The following is an 18800-nucleotide window of genomic DNA, read 5'->3' as shown; positions in this document are numbered from 1 at the left end:
TCTTGTCGACCTTCGTCGACATCGTGCGCATCGGCTTCTTCATCTATGCCGTCTGGTTGATGTGGCGGTATGTCGACATCGTCGCCGATGAACGCATGGTCACGGTGGATCTGCCGCGAAACATTGTGTTTTACGGTGTTCTGCTTGCATTCGTTCTGATGTTGTTTCGCGCCATTCAGGTTTTCATCAGCAATATTCGCCGCGGCTATTCCGTGCTGGAACGTCCCGAAGAATTCCAGAAGATCGAGGATTGATCGATGCTATTGCTCGTCGGAACATTTCTTATCCTTATGCTTGTCGGTGTGCCGGTCGCCATTTCCATGGCGGTGGCGTCTGTCCTCTATCTCGTATTCTTTGGGGTTGCCCCCGACATCATCGTCGCGCAGCGCATGATCGCGGGTGTCGAAAGCTTTCCACTCTTGGCTGTGCCTTTCTTCATCCTGGCCGGAAATCTGATGAATTCCGCGGGTGTGACCGGCCGTATCTATTCTTTCGCGGTTGCACTCGTCGGTTGGATGAAGGGCGGTCTTGCGCAGGTCAACATCATCGGGTCGGTGATCTTCTCCGGCATGTCAGGGACAGCCCTTGCCGATGCTGCCGGTATCGGCACGATCGAGATCAAGGCCATGACCGATCACGGCTATCCCATCGAGGCATCGGTCGGCGTGACGGCGGCTTCCGCGACGCTCGGTCCAATTTTCCCGCCTTCGCTGCCATTCGTCATCTACGGCATGATGGCGAATGTCTCCATCGGTGCCCTCTTCATGGCGGGCATCCTGCCCGGGATCGTCATGACGGTGTTGATGATGCTTACTGTCGCTATCTTCGCCTATGTGAAGCGATGGGGTTCCGACGCGCCATTCGCGGTGAAACAGCTTATGGAAGCCTCGCTTGAAATCATTGTCGTTTTCACCGTTCCGCTCGTCATTTATCTGCTGACGCTGACGGGCCTTTCCGTCAATGCCTCTGTCGGTATTGCGCTTGTGCTCTTGCTGGCAGCTGACTGGTATTTCGATTTCTCAGCCGTGATGGCGCTTATGACGCCGGTCATTCTGATCGGCGGCATGACCATGGGCTGGTTCACACCGACGGAAGCGGCCGTCGCTGCTGTGCTGTGGTCGCTTTTCCTTGGCTTGGTGCGTTATCGCACGATGACATTGCCAAGCCTCGCCAAGGCCAGCTTCGACACGATCGAGACGACCGCATCGGTGCTGTTCATCGTGACCGCAGCATCGGTATTTGCCTGGCTGTTGACGGTTAGCCAGGCGGCGCAGCTGCTGTCGGCGGCCATCCTCTCGATCACCGAGAACAAGTGGGTGTTTCTTATCCTGATCAACCTGCTTATGCTGTTCGTCGGCTGTTTCCTCGATACGATCGCAGCGATCACCATTCTCGTGCCGATCCTGTTGCCGCTGGTGCTGAAATTCGGCATCGATCCGGTGCATTTCGGCCTGATCATGACGCTGAACCTGATGATTGGTCTTCTGCATCCGCCGCTGGGCATGGTACTCTTCGTATTGTCGCGGGTTGCCAAGCTTTCGGTCGAGCGCACCACCATGGCGATCCTGCCCTGGCTCGTTCCGCTCTTCATCGCCCTGATCGCCATTACCTTCGTTCCGGCGATCACCCTCTGGCTGCCAACACAATTGGGTCTGATCAAATGAGTACCAAAAGCATTGCTGCAACTCTCTTCGGCGCGGAGGATCTGCGCGTCGTCGATATTGAACTCGGCGATATCGAACCCAACATGGTGCGGGTCAAGTTCGGCGCCGGAGGTATCTGTGGATCGGACATGCACTATTTCCGCCATGCCAGAACCGGCGATTTCGTCGTCACGTCGCCGCTGATCCTTGGCCATGAAGTCGCCGGCGAAATCGTCGGCGTTGGCAGCAATGTGACCGGGTTGGCCGTCGGCGAGCGAGTTGCCGTCAATCCGTCCCGCTGGTGCGAGCGGTGTGTCTATTGCCACGAGGGACGCGCCAACCTTTGCGAAAATATCTACTTCATGGGCTCGGCCTCAAAGACACCGCATATGCAGGGCGGCTTCGCCAGCCTGTTCGATGCAACCGCGGCGCAATGTGTCAAGGTGCCTGCGGACTTGCCGTTCCAGGCCGCGGCACTGGCCGAACCGCTGGCGGTCTGCCTGCACGCGGTGCGCCGCGCTGGCCACGTCAAGGGCTTCTCGACCATTGTCTTCGGGGCCGGTCCAATCGGCCTTTTGACTATGCTTGCGCTGAAACATGCGGATGCCGGTTCAGTCACGATGGTTGATGTCGCAGCAGCCCCGCTGAAATTTGCCGAGGAGCTTGGCGCCGATCAGATCGTCGATCTGTCGAAGGGTGAAGATCAGCTTGCGGAACTCGCGGCGGCCTCGCCTTTCGACATTGCCTTCGAGATATCCGGAACGGCGGCTGGACTTGCCTCAGCCATCCATACCGTGCGGCGCGGCGGCACCGTGGTGCAGGTCGGCAACCTTGCCGGCGGGACAATTCCAGTTCCTGCCAATGCCGTTATGGCCAAGGAGCTTGACCTCGTCGGGACTTTCCGATTTGGCGAGGAGTTTTTCGAGGCGGTTGAATTGATCGTCGAAGGCAAGATCGACGTGCTGCGTCTGGTCACTGCGGAATATAAACTCGCAGACGCGCCGGAAGCTTTTCGGACGGCGCTGGACAGGTCGCGCAGTGTCAAAGTGGTGCTTACGGCCTAAATCCTTTTGGCAACGGGACAAGCAGCGACAATTTGTTGTAGGAACACGCGCTTGGCGGAGCCATTCAAATCGGCTAACAAGCGCTGGTAAAGCTGAATTATTAACGATCCTGCGCTAGACATTTTGTTCTTTTGCAAATTCAACGATGCGGAAAACACACGTGCCACGAATTCTCAAACCCCTGTATTCTGTTTCGAAAATCGTAGCGTTGATGGGGTTGATCCTTGGCCTGGCAAGCGGCTGTACGACAGCCGCGACACTTGACACGGTTACCGCTGCTCCGGTGGCGCCCGTTTCGGAAAAATCCGCTTCCATTGTCGTCGATGGCAGCACAGGCGTCGTGCTTTATGAGGCGAGTGCCGACCTGCCGCGCATCCCGGCCTCACTGACCAAGATGATGACGCTGTATCTGACCTTCGAGGCGCTGCAATCAGGGCGGATAACCAAATCAACACCTATCCCCGTCTCAGCGCATGCGGCATCGCAGGCACCGAGCAAACTTGGACTGAAGCCTGGAGCGACCATCGATGTCGATACGGCGATCAAGGCAATCGTCGTAAAATCAGCCAATGATGTGGCAGTGGCGCTTGCGGAATATATCGGTGGTTCCGAAGACCAGTTCGCAGTCCTGATGACAGACAAGGCACGCCGGCTCGGCATGAAGGGCACAAATTTCCACAACGCCTCCGGTCTGCCTGACCCGCAGCAAATCACCACCGCGCGGGACATGGCGCTCCTCGGTCTCGCTTTGCGCAAACATTACCCGCAGCAATATTACTATTTCGGCACACAGGATTTTGTCTTCAACGGCAAGCAGATCCACGGGCACAACCGCGTGTTGAGCCAGTTGAATGGCGCAGACGGCATCAAGACCGGCTATGTAAAGGCTTCCGGCTTCAACATCGTCACGTCCGTGAGTGACAATGGCCGCCAGCTTGTCGCTGTGGTCATGGGCGGCAATACCGCGAAAATGCGCGATGCGCAGGTTGTCAGCCTGGTGAATACTTATCTGCCGCAGGTTGCATCGAGATAGGATGGTTCAACCATCTATCTATAAGTATATTTTGGCATCAACACTCATTTGCACACCTTATAGTATAATATTGGTGCAAAAATCCGTTCGACTATATGATTAGAACGACAATATAGACTTGCTCTCTTCCCGGTGCCATCCTTCTTAAATCGGTTAAAATTCCTTGGGAGGGGAGCGATGGCACTGACAAATCGGAGACGATTTCTATTAAAAAGCGGTGCCGTGCTGGGTGGAGGCGTGCTCGCCGCATGTAGAGGCTCGGAGGAGCAACCCGCTGTTTCCTCATCGACAAAGGAAACACTTCCAGGTGCCGGCACCTTCCCTCCGGTGGATGTTGCGGTCCCGGCCGACAGCTTCGGCAAATGCGGGGCATGACGATCGGCAATAGAAATCCAAGGGTTGAAATTTACTCTCCGCTCGTTGCATGGTTGGCGCGATAGCGACTCATTTTTGATCTGGATCTCCGGGTCAAGGCGAGAAGGATCGGCCAATGTGGTTCCACGTTCTGAACCTTCGCAGCAAAGCAGTGGCATGGCTGACCGCCGGTATAGGCTCCTTCGCGGCACTCGCGGTCGCGGTCATGCTTGGCGCGTTCGAGGCGATGCCGAAACAGCAGGACGCGCAATTCACACCCAATGAAACAGTCGATGCCGGGCAGTGGCGCATCAAGCCGCTCGGCGCGCGCATCACCAGCGAGAAGGCATTTGGCGTCACGCCGAAGGAGGGCCAGAAGGCCATCGTCTTTGAGGCGGAAATGACCAATCTGACGGCTAGGTCAACGAAGGATTACTACGGGGTTTTCCATTTTCCGTCAGCTGTCGACGCGCAAGCGGAAAAACCGATGATCTATTTGGAGCGCGATATGGCGCTTCTGCCGGATTTGCACCCGGGAATGACCGAAAAATTGGCCTATGTCTGGCTGGTGCCGGCCAATGCTGCGCCAACCGATGCTCTCGAGCTCCTGGTGACGGCAAAGACCTACAAGCCGCGCGACAATCTCACTGGCAGTCCAGGCTGGTACAACGACCACACTGCCGGCATTGTCCGCTTGCCGCTTTCAGCACAGGCGGCGCAGCAATGAAACGCAGGCTCGGAAACATCCTGGTGGTCTGCCTGGCCATTGCTGCTCTTTATGGCATGCAGCGGTCGAAGCCGCATTATAAGCAACTGACCGGACCAATACCGGTACACGGCAAGATGCATGAGACAGTCCACACGCGGCAATTCGATGTGACAGTCGATGATGTGGTGTTCGCGCGCGAACTGGCGCTCGACCGGTTCGGTGCGCCGAAGGTGCTGACGACATCGGGGTTGTGGGTGGTCGTGACCGCGCAGCTCGCCGCGACCAGCGCCTCCAATGCAGTGGCGCAGGCCAGCTGGATAGGACCTACAGGGCTGCAATATGACAATTCGGATCGTGCCGGATATATGCCGGGACTGCCACCGCATTCTCTCGACCCTGGCTTGCCGAAAACAGCGCGCTTCATCTTTGAAACGCTGCCGGACCAGGTGAATGGCGCCACCTTCGTCGTATCGAACCAGCTCTTTCCTCGACTGGATTCGCAGGCACAGATCGCCATCGACGACTTCAGGCGATTCAACGATGGACAACCGTTGATCGTCGACAGCTTTGACCTGCGCAAATCCATGACCATGTCCGGGAACTGAGACCGATGACCGTGTTAGACGAAACCGGATCGCAGTCGGAGCGAAAGTGGCGGCGCCGCAGTCTCTGGGCACTGGTCATGCTCGTGCCGCTGACACTGTTCGAGATTTCCTACGACAGTTTGAAGGAACTCGCACGGGGTAACGATCTTTGGCCAAAGGATGTGGCGGCAAGTCAAACAATGCAATTTGGCGGTAGCGACTGGCAGTTTGTCTCATTGAAAACGGTCGATGGGCTGAAAGCGGGTTCGCTCCCGGCAGGCTCGATTCCATTGATTGCCCGCTTCCTTGTCGAGGTTGGCAATCCCGATCTGCAAAACCTCTGGCTCGGCTGTTCGATCAAGCTGGTCGATACAAGGGGACGATCATGGCTGCCGGCGTCGGTTCCGGGCATGCCCTATCCGGCCGACGGCATCAAGACCTGCAGCTCGGCGGCTTTCTCCGGGGCTGAGACCGGAGCTCGCATGGTCATCGAGGAGAACTTTCTCGTGCCGCAGGGTGTGGCGACCGAGGTGCGGCCGACGCTTGGTGTCGGTAGCGAACGCCCATATTATTTACGGTTTGCACTGCCTAATTGATGGAACAAACGGTGCGTGGTTCGACAAGCTCAATGAGGAAGGCGGGCTGGTTGCGATGACAATCGGCAATGTTGGTGTTTCCTGGCACTGCCATCCACTCACCTCCCTCATGGGGAGCTTGTCGAATGACGCAAGGCTAGTGTGCCAAAATGGCATCTTCCGGCGCCTTGACTTTCTTCGTCATCGAAAATGCTGTTTCAAGAACAGCGGCAAGAAAGCAGATGCGGAGCGGTTCGACGAGGATGCCGGTCGAGGAATCCTGGAACGGGCTTCCGAAGAGCAGTGACACGACGTGAGAAAGCACTTGCCAGTAATCGAGAGCCAGTGGTCCGATCAGCCGCGTCATACCGATCCACGCCCAGGCAGCCGCCCAGTCGATCAGACGGTAGCCGACGATCAATGTGATGATCAGCAAGAGCCCGGAATTCAGCGCCAGCCTGACCCCGTTGGCGATGGGAAGATAGCGTGAGCGATAACCGCCGATGAAGTGCTCGACAAAGTCGCGCAGGAACTTCGGGATGGCCCTGTAGCGTTCACCCAAACGTTCGATGCGATGGTGAATGCCCATGAGTTCCTTGTCGTCGCGCACGTCATAGCCGTATACGAGCGCTACCATGACCAGCCAGATCACCGGCAAGAGAGCGTAAAAGAACAGTCCGATAATGGTGGCCGACATGCTGACGGAGGATTGCTCGACCGGGATCATCGCCGCGGCATGGGCCGTGGCAATGGGGGCTTCGATGCTGGTCCAGAGCCCTTCGAACAGATTGCCGATGTTGCGGGTGGCCAGCCAGTTGAGAAAAGTATCCTTCCAGCGGCTGATCACATAAAGACCGATGAAAATCCAGTTCGTTTCGCAGACGACGACGATGATCTGCCAGATAGAGCGCCCGGTCCGTTCCTTCATGATTTGCGCGAACTTGCGCACAACCCAGGAAACAGCAACCGACAGGATGAGCCATCTGGAGTCGAGTACGTCAAGTACACTGCCGGATTCGCCGAAAGGCGCATAGGACAGGGCAAGGCGCGAATATTGCCGGATCGTATCGCCGAGGAAGCCCCAGGCGGCGTAATAGGCAAAGAAGGGAAGAAGCGCCACGGCAATGACGGTGGCAAGACGGGAAAGGCCGCGTTCCGGTTCCGCTCCGTCGGCTTCCTTCTGTACCGCCGCTTGCGCTGCGGAGATAGAGGGCAGGCCAGGGCGCACGATCTGGATCAGCGAGACGGTTGTCACCAACTGGGCAAGGGCAACGAGGGTCAGAACGCAAAGACCAGCATAATGGTTGATGAAGGCCGCCTTGACTGACAGCCACATCAGCATATCCGAGCAAAGCAGGCCGATGAGCACCACGGCAATCAGCTGCGGCCAGAAGCGCAACCAGAGCTTGAATGTCAGCTTGATGGGCAATGCCACTTCGGCCAGCATGAAAAACCTCTCGCGAATCTCATGCTGACCTTAACAAATTTTCCGGTTATGAAAACCTAGGGTCAGGACCTGTTAATCTGGTCCTGACCCTGGTCCCAGTCGGGTGCGAGATTGCGCGGATTGACGATGCGGCCATCGGGTCTCGCAAGGGCGTGCAGAGCTTGCATTTCCGACGACGACAGCTCGAAATCGAAGATCTGGAAATTACTCTTCGCACGTTCTTCGCTGACGGTCTTCGACAGGGCGACAACGCTGTCCTGCTGCACCAGCCACCGCAGAACCACCTGAGCTTCGCTCTTGCCATGGGCAGCAGCAATTGCCTTGATGGTTGGATCGCCAATGACCTTGCCATCGGCCATGGCATAGTAGGCGGTGATGCTCGTGGCGAACTTGCGGGCAGCATTGAGCACGGCGGTCTGATCGAGATAGGGGTGATACTCGACCTGGTTGGTGACGATCGGCGCCTTGCTGAGCGCAACAGATTCCGCCATCAATGCCGTGTTGAAATTGCTGACGCCGATATGGCGAACCTTGCCGGTATCACGCACTTCGTTCAGAGCGCCGATACGCTCCGCCAAGGGCACGTCGCTTTGCGGCCAGTGGAGAAGCAACAGATCGACATAATCGGTCCTGAGCTTCCTCAGGCTTTTATCGACCGATCGGATGAAATCGTCATGCCGGTAACGGTCGACCCAGACCTTGGTCGTCAAAAAGACATCGCCGCGGGCAACGCCCGAACCGGCAATGGCTTCGCCGACTTCCGCCTCGTTGCGGTAGATTTGCGCCGTATCGATATGGCGATAGCCGAGTTTGAGAACGGCCGGAACCATCCGGAGCACATCAGCGCCCGGCATGCGGAATGTACCGAAACCGATTGCGGGAATATTTGCGCCATTGGCGTTTACTTTGAACATTTGAAGTCCTTTGATCTAGCAGGTGGCCAGAACTTCGACCGAAGCGCGCCGGTCAAGCATCTGGCTCCAGAGGGTCAGGCCAAAGGCGCCGACCACGAGAAGGGCACCGACCCAGGGTGTTGCACCAAGGCCAAGGGGCGAAGCCACGATAAGGCCGCCGATGAAAGCACCACCTGCGATGCCGAGATTGAAGGCGGCAATATTGAGGGCCGACGCCACGTCGACGGTATCAGGCGTATGGATCTTGGCAAGTTGTACCACATAGAGCTGCAGTCCCGGCACATTGGAAAAGGAAAGCGCACCGAGGGCGACAAGTGTCACCAATGACCATATGGGCGATACGGCGGTGAATGTGAAGGCTGCAAGGACCATCGCCTGCAGCAGGAACATCACCGCGAGAGCACCAACCGGATTGCCGTCAGCAACGCGTCCACCGACCATATTGCCGATCGCAATGGAAAGGCCATAGAGGACGAGGATGAGGCTGACCGTCGAGCCTGCATAGCCGGTAATTTGCTGCAGCACCGGGGCAAGGAAAGTGAACATGACGAAGGTGCCGCCGTAACCCAGCGCCGTCATGGCAAAGGCAAGAAGCAGGCGGCCGCTTGCCAGCACACGCACCTGATCGATGAGCCGGGCCGGAGCAGCCTTGGCGATCTGCGACGGAAGCAGGACTGCAATGGCGATGAATGCGATAGCGCCGAGCCCGGAGACCGCCCAGAAAGTTGCGCGCCAGCCAAGCTGCTGGCCGATGAAGGTGCCGAGCGGCACGCCGGTAACGATAGCGACCGTGAGGCCAAGGAACATCATGGCGATGGCAGAGGCACGCCGGTTCGGCGCCTCGAGATCGGCTGCAATGGTGGCGCCGACAGAGAAGAATACGCCATGGGCAAAGGCGCTGAGCACGCGCGCAACGAGCAACAATTCATAGTTGGGTGCAAGCGCGGCGGCAATATTGCCGACGATGAAAAGCGCCATCAGGCCAAGCAGCAGCGGCTTGCGCTCGACGCGGCCGGTGAGGGCGGTGAGGATGGGGGCGCCGAAGGTGACGCCGAGCGCATAGACGCTGACGATGAGACCGGCGAGCGGCAGGGAGATGTTCAAATCACCGGCAACCGTGGGCAGGAGACCAACGATGACGAATTCTGTCGTCCCGATGGCATAGGCGCTGATTGTCAACGCCAGAAGAGCGAGAGGCATTGTCTTGTCCTTTGAGTGGAGGCCGTCTTGGGAACCAGCCTGCAAATTGCGAAAATGGCGGAACGGGTCCGGTTGAGGCTGAATATGGCCCAACGCTATTACCTTGATAATTGCCTTAAATCGCTCAATACTTGTGAAGAGAATTCACAAGTGAGGCTCGGACCATGGACAACAGAGCGGGCGAGATGGATGTCTTCGTGCAGGCGGTGGAGCTCAGCAGTTTTTCCGCTGCGGGGCGGCGATTGGGTCTGTCACCCTCCGCCGTCAGCAAGATGATCAGCCGTATCGAGGAGCGCCTTGGCACACGCCTTCTGGTTCGATCCACTCGCACGCTGCAACTGACAGCGGAAGGCGAGATCTACCACCAGCGGGCGCTGCGCATCGTTGCCGAGATCGAGGAGGCAGAGCGGGCAGTCGCCTTTGGTGCCACGGCTGCGCCGCGCGGCTTGCTTCGGGTGAACTCGTCGGTTCCGGTTGGCGTATGTTGCATCTTGCCGCTCGTACCGAAATTCCTGCAACGCTATCGCGAAGTGAAACTCGATGTTTCCCTGACCGATGGCGTGGTTGATCTGATCGAAGAGCGAGCTGATATTGCCATTCGCGTCGGTCCGATGCGCGATTCCAGCTTGAAGGCGCGCAAGCTCTTCGAAAGCCGCGTCGTGGTGATTGCTTCGCCGGACTATCTCGCCAAACACGGCATGCCCTCCCATCCGCGCGAGCTTGCCAGACACAATTGCCTCAATTTCAATTTTCGCCGCGCTTTGAATGAGTGGCCTTTCAAGAATCCCGAGACGGGCGAAACCGAAATGCTCGAGGTGTCAGGTAATTTCCTCTCCAACAATGGTTCGACGGCACAACAGATGTGCGTTGCAGGTCTTGGCATTGCCCGGCTCGGCTATTTCCACGTGCGCGAGCATGTTCGCGAAGGCCGTCTCGTTGTTCTGCTGGAGGAGTACAATCCGGGCGATATGGAACTGATCCACGCTGTCTTCGTCGGTCACGAATACCTCGCAGCACGAGTGCGTAGTTTTGTGGATTTTCTTGCGGAGAACATTGGCTCCTGTGCCGAGTTGCTGGGCCCTTGACGAACGGCGCTGTAAGGTCATGATTGTCTCAGATTGAGAAATAGCGATGACTGACGCTGAAAAACTCAAAGCCGTGCGCCACGCCTATGCCAGGCGAATCCTGGCGAGTGTAGGAGTTGAGGATGCGCGCATCCAACAAGCTTTTGCGGAAGTGCCAAGGGAAGATTTCCTCGGCCAAGGACCGTGGCCAATCAGTCGTTTCGGTTTGGGGTACGTCTATACGCCCAGCGCCGACCCCGCGTACCTCTACACGGACGATCTGGTCGGCATAGCGCCGGAGCGGCATATCAACAATGGTGAGCCTTCTCTGCACGCACACCTGTTGTGGTTTGCACAGCTGGCTGAGGGTGACCAAATCGTGCATGTCGGGACTGGCACTGGCTATTACACGGCTATCATGGCCCATCTGGCAGGACCATCAGGGCATGTAACCGGCATCGAACTGGAACCTGACCTGGCCGAGCGCTCGAAGGAGTATCTTGCTGCTTATCCCAATGTTGAGGTTATCCAGGGCGATGGGACCGAGGTGCCTTTCGAACCAGCTGACGTGATCTATGTTAACGCCGGCGCAACACGGCCGGCAAATATCTGGCTGGACCGACTGAAGGACGGCGGGCGTCTGGTTCTACCGCTGACCACCGATGACGGTTATTCCTCGTTTAGCGACATGCGGCCGCGCGGTGCTGTATTCCTCATCACGCGTAAAGGCGACGAATTCTCCGCGCGCTGCGTTTCAGGCGTTGCCATCTACCCTTGCGCCGGGATGCGGGATGCGAAGTCGGAAAAAGCCCTCGCCAGAGCGTTCGGCAACGGTGGATTGAAGCGGGTGACACGCCTCTACCGAACGAACGAAATCCCCAATGACAGATGCTGGTTGAAGGGTGACGATTGGTGTCTGGCTTACGACTGAGATCACAAAACTGGGCCACTCTCTTTCGCCGCCGCGGTCCGGTTCTTCAGATTGAGCAGATTTCCCGAAAGGATCAGCGCCGCCCCGGCAGCCGTGAATATGTCGATGCGCTCGGCATAGATCAGCCAGCCCAGAACCGCCATCAGCGGCACACGCAGGAAGTCCATGGGGATGACTACCGTCGCATCGGCATAGAGCAGGGCCTTTGCCATGCAGAAATGCGAGAAGGTGCCGGTGAAGGCAATGATAACCACCCAGGGGAGAACGTGGAGCGACGGCCATTGCCATGCATGCAAGGCAGGCAAAAGGCCAATGGCGGACTGAATGGTGAGCATCCAGAAGATGATCTTCACCACGCTATCGGTGCGCGTTAATGATTTGACCATGGTGAAGGAAATGCCGAAAGTGAAGGCGGCGCCAAGCACGATCAGCTGACCTATTTCGACGGTGCCGACGCCGGGGCGGACGATGATGACAACACCGATAATGCCGAGCGCGATGGTCAGTATCCGCCAGATGTTCAAGCGTTCGCCGAGAAACAGGACAGCCATCAGCGCAGTCCAGGCGGGCGTTGTAAATTCGATTGCGATTACCTGTGCCAGCGGGATCAGCGACAGTGCCTGCAGCCAGGCAAACTGACCGGCATAATGCGCAACATTGCGTCCGAGATGCTGCCAGATGCGATTGGTTCTCATCGCCCGGAACCCGCCAGAGGAGCGGATCAGCGGGTAGAGCATGGCAAGGCCGATGACCGAGCGCATCTCCATGATCTGGAACACGTTCAGTTCGCGCGAGGCTTCCCTACCTGAAATCGCCATGAGCATGATGGCGGTGAGCGATCCCATCATCCATAGCGCCGCCTTCAGATTGGACTGCTCTATTTCCATGTTTGGTTGAGGCTATTTCGCGTAGACGCGGGCAAAATCCGCGAAGCCCTTGACCTCGATTGGATTGCCGGACGGGTCGCGGAAGAACATCGTCCACTGCTCGCCTGGTTCGCCCTTGAACCGCACCACCGGCGGCATGACGAACGCGACATCTGCCCGTTTCAGCCGATCTGCAAGCAGCCTCCAGTCTTCAAGTGGCAGGATGACACCAAGATGCGGCATAGGCACCATATGATCGCCGACCTTGCCTGTATTGGTGGTTTCGAACGGTTTGCCAAGATGCAGCGATATCTGATGACCGAAGAAATCGAAATCAACCCAGGTGTCAGTGCTGCGGCCTTCCTCACAGCCCAGCACGCCCCCATAGAAAAGCCGGGCTTCGTCGAGATCGGTCACGTGATAGGCAAGATGAAACAGCGAGCGCATGGGAAAATCCTGAAGTGCGGCGGGAATGCGCCGGAACCTAGCAGCAAGGCAGGAGGCAGACAATGCGAGGTTGCACAATATGCAACGTTTCCACCTGTTTGCGGGAACCAACTGAGCCAACTATGAGTTGTAACAAGCCACGCCCCTACGAATCCCGAAAGCAGGATACTTGAAATGTCGATTTTGATCAGTCTTTTGATCACCGTCCTGGTGATTTTCCTCGTGCTCTACCTCATCCAGATGCTGCCTCTGGATGGTCGCGCAAAACAGATCGCACAGGTCATCGTTATTGTGATCGGGATCATTTCGCTGCTGCGCTATCTCGCCGTATTTTAGGCAAATGCAGGGCGGGAAAGGCTTTGGTTCCACCCGCCCTTCAACGATCCTCAAGCTGACCCAGCAGCCAGTCACGGAAGGCGCGGATCTTCGGCACATTGCGCCGCGCTTCCGGGTAGACCAGCCAGTAGAAATGGTCCGCGGTGCCGACAATATTGAACGGTTGGATAAGCTGGCCTTGTTTCAACTCGGTCTCGTAGAATGCCGGTGTCAGGATGCCGACACCCTGACCGGCAATGACCGCCTTGCCCTCCAGATGCTGATCACCGAAACGGCTGCGTGGATCGCCGCGCAAATTGGGTTCAGGAATGCCCGCGGCGCTGAACCAGAGGTTCCACCAGGGATCGCTCGGATCAACGATCGGAAGCCTGAGCAGGTCTTGAGGCGTTTTAACACCACCGATTGAAGCCGCAAGGGCGGGACTGAGCATTGGTGTGAAGTCCGCGTCGAAGATCTTGTGCGCCACCATTCCTGGCCATTGCCCGCTGCCCGAGCGTATGCCGATATCCGCGTCCTGACGCGAGAAATCAATGATTTCGCGGGTCGCTTGCAGTCTGACCGCCAACGAGGGCTGGGCGAGTTGGAACGAACCGAGCCGCGGAACCAGCCAATTAGCGGCAAAGGTCGGGATTGTCGTGATGGTCAGAACACCATCGGCATTCTCGCGCGTAGCGGCAATTGCTGCGCGCATCATATCGAAAGCTTCGCTGATGACCGGCGATAATCGGGCTCCAACCTCGGTCAGCGTCACCTGCCGCGGACGGCGCAGGAACAGCGCTGCTCCGATACGCTCTTCCAGAAGCTTGATCTGATAGCTAACTGCGGCCTGCGTCATGCTGAGCTCTTCGGCCGCCTTGGTGAAACTGCCATGGCGGGCAGCGGCCTCAAAGGCCCGGATAGCGGCAAGGGGAGGGAGATTCATGGAAGGCCTCGCATAAGCTGACCTTATGCATGATACTCGGCGTTTTGTTGGAAAACAAGCGCCGCAGGGTGCATCTAATACCCAACACATCAAGACGCGGTGCGTCACCAACATTCGGAGTTGAGGTCATGAATACGTTATCGACACCACTTAGCCATGTTGCAACCCATGTATCCTGGTGGAGCCGGATCGCCAATCCGGCCAACAAGGAGGGCGAGATCGAAGAACAGTCCTACATCGACGCCGAGGATTTCTCGGATCACATGCTGCGGGATATCGGCTTGCGCGACGGTCGGCCCATGCGGGGTGAGCGGCCAGAACCAAACGATCTGAACTCGCTGCTGAAAGACTATACAAAACGCTTTCTGTGATGGTGGATCGCGTCAGGAATCGAAATCAGTCTCAAGACGCTTTTCCAGGGCAACAAGGTCATCGGGCAATGGCATGCCCATGGCCTTCAGCTCGTTGAGCTGCTCACGCAAATTCTCGTGAATCTCGTGGGCATCCGTTGGCCGCTGGACCATTGCTTCGAGCAGGAGGGCAATCCGGGCCTTGATGTCTTCGAACGCCATGGTGGATCCTTTCACATGCACGACTGACACTATCGTAGCAGATTATTCCTGCCCGGAATATTGCGTATCAGAAACCTTTTCCATCCATTCGGCAGATTTGCCGTCGAGCATTTCCTGCATGGCGATATGGGCCATAGTGGTGTTCGGCCCAGCGCCGTGCCAGTGCTTTTCGCCTGGGGGAATCCACACCGTGTCGCCAGCTTTGATCTCGCGCAAGGGCTCGCCCCAGACCTGAACGAGGCCGGAGCCGGAAACCACATGCAGTGTTTGCCCGAGAGGGTGGGTGTGCCATGCAGTGCGCGCGCCCGGTTCGAAACGAACGGTGACCGCCTGCAGCCGGGCAGGGGCTTGCGTCTCGATGATCGGATCCTGCCAGACTGCGCCTGTGAACCAGTCCGAGGGAGCGCGGCGCGAGGGTAGCGAGCCAACTGCTTTAATGTCCATCATGCACCTCCTGCTGGCTCGTTGCTGTCGTTCCATTCGCGAGCGTCTGGCAACGGCATCGCCGCCGCAGAGCTTATCACGGACTGGAGGAAACCGGGAAAGCGTGCTTCGAGATCATTGCGGCGTAATGTCAGGAGCCGTTTCGTGCCGTCGGGCCGGACATGGATGACGCCCGCCTCGCGCAATTTTGCCACGTGATAGCTGAGTGCAGTCTTTGATCCGAGCTGGAGGAACTGGCCGCAGGTCATGGCTTTTTCGCTGTTCCGGGCTAGAATCGCAATCATGGCAAGGCGTGTTTCGTCGCCCAGCGCCGTAAGGACGGCGGGCAACGAAATTTCTTCTGCCGGCGGATGCGGGAGGTAATTTGTCATGCGCTTTTAATAGCAATTGGCAGGAGAGATTTCAATGTTCAACATTTATTGAACTTTATGCTTGCCTTTTTGGTCGGGGGAGTTCATTAGTTCAACGGTCATTGAACATCTAGGTGACTCCCATGGATATTCGTCTCGTCGGATTGGCACTCGGCACGTTTGCAATCGGTATTGAAGGATTTGTGGTTGCCAGTCTTCTGCCGCAGATCGCTGGCGATACTGGTGTTACGCTTGTTCAAGCAGGATACCTCGTTGTGACCTACGCCTTTGCCTATGCGATTGGCGCGCCTGTCGTTGCTGCTTTGACCGGGTCGCTTGAGCGCCGTGTTGTGCTGGCTGGCAGTACGCTTGTCTTCGTGGGCGGTGCGCTTCTTGCCGCAGTCGCGCCCACTTACGTTGTGCTCATGGCTGCGCGTCTGCTGATCGCCGTCATGGCAGGCCTCTATGCGGCGACGGCCCAGGCAACCGCTGTTGCCATTTCCCAACCGCATCACCGGGGCCGGGCGATTGCTGCCATTGTCGGCGGAACAACGCTCGCCGTGGCCTTCGGCGCGCCTCTGGGGGCGTTCATCAGTGCCTTTGCCGGATGGCGGGGTACCTATCTGTTTATCGCGCTCATCGGCGCCTTCGCAACAATGGTCGTCTGGTTCATGCTGCCGCGCGGTCTATACGCGGATCGGCTGACCATCGCTCAGCGGCTCGGCGTCATTCGCCATCCCGGGCTGCTTCCGGCGTTGCTGACGATGCTGCTCTACATGACCGGCCCATTTGCAGTGTACACTTATATCGCTGCCGTTGCCGTCGACGGTACGGGCCTTAGCCGTTCGCTAATGCCCGTGGTCCTGCTTGCGTTCGGCATCGGCGCGGCGATTGGCAACTTCCTCGGCGGACAGTTCTCCGACCGCTTTGGTGCGACGCGTACGGTCATCATGGCGTCAATCCTCAACGCTATTGTGTTGATGTCGGTAAGCTGGATCATGACCGTGCGGCAAGATGTTGCCGGGCCGAGTCTTATCGCGATCATGGTGATCTGGGGTGTCATTGCCTGGATGTTCCCGCCGGCGCAGGCAAGCAGGGTCCTGGCCATTGCGCCCGAAAGCGCGCCGCTGGCGCTGTCGCTCAACTATTCAGCACTTTACCTCGGTGTGGCATTCGGCTCGATGATCGGCGGGCAGATTATCGCCCATATCGGCCTTGGCTATCTCGGCTGGATCGGCGGCATGTTCCCGCTTTTGGGACTGGTTGTGATGCGGCTTGCGAGCATCGGTTCCCGCAAGGAGGAGTTGTCGATCGCCTGACGATCGGCCTAAGATACGGGCGGTGCCCCTCTTGCCGTCGTTTCAGAGCCAGGAAATCCTATTATCGCCGGCTTGCCTGATCGTGTAGCAGAACTGCCTGCGAGCCGGCCTATTCGGCTTCGACAGTCTTGTGCCCGGACGTTTCGGCGATCGCAATGCGGAAATAGACCGGGTCCAGGGAACGATCATGCTCCCTGATAACCGTTTTCACATAGGCCGGCTGCCACCACTCGGCTTTCTTGTTCAAAAGCGCGTGGGCAGCGTTTCTGGCCTCGATGTGATGAGGTTCCTTCGTCAGCTCTTCGAAGCGGCCGGTTACGATGACGCTCCGCCAGCTGTTGGTGGAGGAAATTTCGTCAAATTCAACACAGACATGTGGATTGGTCCGCATGTAATCTATTTTGCGTCCCGCCGTGGTGAAGGAGTAGAGGAATACGCCGCTATAGGCGAATGTCAGTGGCACGATATAGGGCTGATTATCCTTTACGCAAGCCAGCCTTCCAAGCGTTGCCCGTTCGAGCAACTCCCGGATTTCCTGCTTTGTCATTTCCTTGATAATCATTTGGTGCCCCTGTTCGTCGCCAGAATTTCAGCCCCCAGATGGACCGTCAAGGTTTTTCTTGCCAAGGGCGGGGCTTGTGCCGCCTCAAGTGATGGGGACTGCTGCCAGCATGCGGGCCTCACGGAATGAGATAAGCTTGCGGCGATTTTCATCCCAAAGGACGAGCTTTACGCATGCCAGACTTTCCATGAGCGTAATACGGCCGATATCGGCAAGTTCCGGATAGTCTTTGAGAACTTCCGGAAGCCGGTAACAGGGAACCCTGCTTGAAAGGTGATGCACGTGATGGATGCCAATATTGCCGGTCACCCATCGCAGTATTCCCGGCAGGACATAGTGTGATGAGCCGTGCAGGGCGGCTTCCTGGAACTGCCACTCGCCACCTTTTGACCAATGGGTCTCTTCGAACTGGTGCTGCACATAGAAGAGCCAGATGCCTGCGGCACCTGCCAGCGTGACGATCGGCAATTGGATGAGGAGGAATGGTCCAACACCGACCAGCCACATCAGAAACACCGCCAGAACGGCTATTCCAAGGTTCGTCGCCATTGTCGAAACCCAAGGTTCTGCACCCGAACGCATCATGCCGAAGGGCAATCTCTGCTTGAAAATGAAGAGCCAGATCGGCCCAATCCCGAACATGACAGCGGGATGGCGATAAAGCCGATATCCCAGCCGGCCCCAGCGCGAAAGCGCGCGGTATTCCCCGACGGTGAGGGTGGTTATGTCGCCATCGCCGCGCGCGTCAAGATTGCCGGCCGAGGCGTGGTGCAATGCGTGGGTGCGGCGCCAATAATCATAGGGCGTCAACGTGAGAACACCGATTACCCGGCCGGTCCAGTTATCCGAATGGCGATGGGCAAAGAAGGAGCCGTGGCCGCAATCGTGCTGGATCATGAAGAGGCGCAGCAGGAACCCAGCAGCCGGAACGATGAGCACGAGGCCCCACCAGAAGCCGTAATGCACTGCCGCCCATGTGAGCGCCCACAAAATGGCGAACGGAATGATGGTGGCAGCAAGCTCAAACGTGCTGCGTCCCCGATGCGGCATACGATAGTTGGAAAGAATCTTGGGCCAGGAGCGTTCGTCCTGGCCGGTTGCAGGCATAATTTTAGCGGAAGCGGTTTTCATCGGCCATCATAGGCTTGGCCCATCAGCGTACGCAAGACGGCCCACCACAAAACTTTCTCTAATGCACGATCGTCGTATCAATTGGCTTGATGCCGTGATGATCCATGCTGTTGCGATAGATTGCGGTTGCTTGCGTGCGGTTGTGCGCACGCAGTTTCCGGATGAGATTGTGGACATGCACCTTTACAGTATGGACGGAGAGTTCCAGGCGATCTGCGATAATCTTGTTCTGCAACCCTTCAGAAAGGAGCTGGAGGATTTCATGCTCGCGCAGGGTCAATGTCTTTACCGGCCAATCACCGCCGGAGCTGCTCTTTGGTGGATTGAAGAATG

The 18800-nt window shown here is 57.5% G+C and carries 23 protein-coding genes and 1 pseudogene; 12 read left to right on the top strand and 12 right to left on the bottom strand.

Annotated features, from left to right (window positions below; genetic code table 11):
* The 7 genes and pseudogenes from AAAC48_RS22455 to AAAC48_RS22425 form a co-directional block, all read left to right on the top strand.
* Positions 1–254: pseudogene (locus AAAC48_RS22455) on the top strand (TRAP transporter small permease); the annotation flags it as partial.
* 3 nt (positions 255–257) lie between these two features.
* Positions 258–1664, top strand: coding sequence for a TRAP transporter large permease (locus AAAC48_RS22450; RefSeq protein ID WP_340656315.1), 1407 nt, complete (start codon positions 258–260; stop codon positions 1662–1664).
* Positions 1661–2707 carry an L-idonate 5-dehydrogenase gene (locus tag AAAC48_RS22445; protein WP_340656314.1) on the top strand — a complete coding sequence of 349 codons (1047 nt, stop codon included), beginning with the start codon at positions 1661–1663 and terminating at the stop codon, positions 2705–2707. The genes AAAC48_RS22450 and AAAC48_RS22445 overlap by 4 nt, the downstream gene beginning before the upstream one ends.
* Before the next feature lie 160 nt (positions 2708–2867).
* Positions 2868–3740: a D-alanyl-D-alanine carboxypeptidase family protein gene (locus AAAC48_RS22440; RefSeq protein WP_340656313.1), complete on the top strand. Its 873-nt coding sequence runs from the start codon at positions 2868–2870 to the stop codon at positions 3738–3740.
* A 490-nt stretch (positions 3741–4230) separates the two neighbouring features.
* Positions 4231–4821, top strand: a complete 591-nt coding sequence (locus AAAC48_RS22435) for a hypothetical protein (protein WP_340656312.1) — start codon at positions 4231–4233, stop codon at positions 4819–4821.
* A complete protein-coding gene (locus AAAC48_RS22430) occupies positions 4818–5408 on the top strand; it encodes a hypothetical protein (RefSeq protein ID WP_340656311.1) in 591 nt (196 codons plus the stop codon). Before AAAC48_RS22435 ends, AAAC48_RS22430 begins: the two co-directional genes overlap by 4 nt.
* A gap of 5 nt (positions 5409–5413) precedes the next feature.
* Positions 5414–5983 carry a hypothetical protein gene (locus tag AAAC48_RS22425; protein ID WP_340656310.1) on the top strand — a complete coding sequence of 190 codons (570 nt, stop codon included), beginning with the start codon at positions 5414–5416 and terminating at the stop codon, positions 5981–5983.
* A gap of 136 nt (positions 5984–6119) precedes the next feature.
* Here AAAC48_RS22425 and AAAC48_RS22420 read toward each other — a convergent pair whose 3' ends face one another.
* The 3 genes from AAAC48_RS22420 to AAAC48_RS22410 all read right to left on the bottom strand — a co-directional run bounded on the left by AAAC48_RS22420 (position 6120) and on the right by AAAC48_RS22410 (position 9523).
* Complete coding sequence (locus tag AAAC48_RS22420) at positions 6120–7409, bottom strand: hypothetical protein (RefSeq protein WP_340656309.1); 1290 nt, start codon at positions 7407–7409, stop codon at positions 6120–6122.
* A 62-nt stretch (positions 7410–7471) separates the two neighbouring features.
* Positions 7472–8323: an aldo/keto reductase gene (locus tag AAAC48_RS22415; RefSeq protein WP_340656308.1), complete on the bottom strand. Its 852-nt coding sequence runs from the start codon at positions 8321–8323 to the stop codon at positions 7472–7474.
* A gap of 15 nt (positions 8324–8338) precedes the next feature.
* Complete coding sequence (locus AAAC48_RS22410) at positions 8339–9523, bottom strand: MFS transporter (protein ID WP_340656307.1); 1185 nt, start codon at positions 9521–9523, stop codon at positions 8339–8341.
* Positions 9524–9687: 164 nt separating this feature from the next.
* Here AAAC48_RS22410 and AAAC48_RS22405 point away from each other — a divergent pair, with 164 nt between their 5' ends.
* Together AAAC48_RS22405 and AAAC48_RS22400 are read left to right on the top strand one after the other, a co-directional pair.
* Complete coding sequence (locus tag AAAC48_RS22405; protein ID WP_340656306.1) at positions 9688–10608, top strand: LysR family transcriptional regulator; 921 nt, start codon at positions 9688–9690, stop codon at positions 10606–10608.
* A 46-nt stretch (positions 10609–10654) separates the two neighbouring features.
* The gene (locus AAAC48_RS22400; protein ID WP_340656305.1) at positions 10655–11518 is read left to right on the top strand and encodes a methyltransferase domain-containing protein; all 864 of its coding nucleotides are present in this window, start codon (positions 10655–10657) and stop codon (positions 11516–11518) included.
* Positions 11519–11520: 2 nt separating this feature from the next.
* Here the strand turns inward: AAAC48_RS22400 and AAAC48_RS22395 are convergent, their stop codons facing one another.
* Entirely contained in the window at positions 11521–12405 is an 885-nt protein-coding gene (locus tag AAAC48_RS22395) for a DMT family transporter (protein WP_340656304.1), read from the bottom strand.
* Positions 12406–12417: 12 nt separating this feature from the next.
* The gene (locus AAAC48_RS22390; protein ID WP_340656303.1) at positions 12418–12831 is read right to left on the bottom strand and encodes a VOC family protein; all 414 of its coding nucleotides are present in this window, start codon (positions 12829–12831) and stop codon (positions 12418–12420) included.
* Between the two features lie 174 nt (positions 12832–13005).
* Between AAAC48_RS22390 and AAAC48_RS22385 the strand changes: the two genes are divergently transcribed.
* Complete coding sequence (locus AAAC48_RS22385; RefSeq protein WP_100000395.1) at positions 13006–13167, top strand: Thivi_2564 family membrane protein; 162 nt, start codon at positions 13006–13008, stop codon at positions 13165–13167.
* 40 nt (positions 13168–13207) lie between these two features.
* Here AAAC48_RS22385 and gcvA read toward each other — a convergent pair whose 3' ends face one another.
* Positions 13208–14089 (bottom strand): transcriptional regulator GcvA, encoded by an 882-nt coding sequence (gene gcvA / locus AAAC48_RS22380; RefSeq protein WP_340656302.1) that lies wholly within the window; start codon positions 14087–14089, stop codon positions 13208–13210.
* 128 nt (positions 14090–14217) lie between these two features.
* Here gcvA and AAAC48_RS22375 point away from each other — a divergent pair, with 128 nt between their 5' ends.
* Positions 14218–14460 carry a hypothetical protein gene (locus AAAC48_RS22375; RefSeq protein WP_340656301.1) on the top strand — a complete coding sequence of 81 codons (243 nt, stop codon included), beginning with the start codon at positions 14218–14220 and terminating at the stop codon, positions 14458–14460.
* Between the two features lie 12 nt (positions 14461–14472).
* Here the strand turns inward: AAAC48_RS22375 and AAAC48_RS22370 are convergent, their stop codons facing one another.
* The 3 genes from AAAC48_RS22370 to AAAC48_RS22360 are packed head-to-tail and all read right to left on the bottom strand — an operon-like array spanning position 14473 to position 15476.
* The gene (locus tag AAAC48_RS22370) at positions 14473–14661 is read right to left on the bottom strand and encodes a hypothetical protein (RefSeq protein ID WP_224493134.1); all 189 of its coding nucleotides are present in this window, start codon (positions 14659–14661) and stop codon (positions 14473–14475) included.
* A gap of 42 nt (positions 14662–14703) precedes the next feature.
* A complete protein-coding gene (locus AAAC48_RS22365) occupies positions 14704–15105 on the bottom strand; it encodes a cupin domain-containing protein (RefSeq protein WP_340656316.1) in 402 nt (133 codons plus the stop codon).
* Positions 15105–15476, bottom strand: coding sequence for a helix-turn-helix transcriptional regulator (locus AAAC48_RS22360; protein ID WP_340656300.1), 372 nt, complete (start codon positions 15474–15476; stop codon positions 15105–15107). The genes AAAC48_RS22365 and AAAC48_RS22360 overlap by 1 nt, the downstream gene beginning before the upstream one ends.
* A gap of 122 nt (positions 15477–15598) precedes the next feature.
* On the opposite strand from AAAC48_RS22360, the gene AAAC48_RS22355 reads away from it, so the two are divergent.
* Positions 15599–16774 carry an MFS transporter gene (locus AAAC48_RS22355; RefSeq protein WP_340656299.1) on the top strand — a complete coding sequence of 392 codons (1176 nt, stop codon included), beginning with the start codon at positions 15599–15601 and terminating at the stop codon, positions 16772–16774.
* 109 nt (positions 16775–16883) lie between these two features.
* Here AAAC48_RS22355 and AAAC48_RS22350 read toward each other — a convergent pair whose 3' ends face one another.
* The 3 genes from AAAC48_RS22350 to AAAC48_RS22340 all read right to left on the bottom strand — a co-directional run.
* Entirely contained in the window at positions 16884–17336 is a 453-nt protein-coding gene (locus AAAC48_RS22350) for a pyridoxamine 5'-phosphate oxidase family protein (RefSeq protein ID WP_340656298.1), read from the bottom strand.
* 84 nt (positions 17337–17420) lie between these two features.
* The gene (locus AAAC48_RS22345) at positions 17421–18467 is read right to left on the bottom strand and encodes a fatty acid desaturase (protein ID WP_340656297.1); all 1047 of its coding nucleotides are present in this window, start codon (positions 18465–18467) and stop codon (positions 17421–17423) included.
* Positions 18468–18525: 58 nt separating this feature from the next.
* Positions 18526–18800, bottom strand: a 275-nt coding sequence (locus AAAC48_RS22340) for a LuxR C-terminal-related transcriptional regulator (RefSeq protein ID WP_340656296.1), incomplete at its 5' end; no start/stop codon positions are given.

Source organism: Phyllobacterium sp. (assembly GCF_037994405.1).
Lineage (GTDB): Bacteria > Pseudomonadota > Alphaproteobacteria > Rhizobiales > Rhizobiaceae > Phyllobacterium.
The sequence above is the reverse complement of the archived record's forward strand: the minus strand, read 5'-3'. Positions and strand labels throughout refer to the sequence as shown.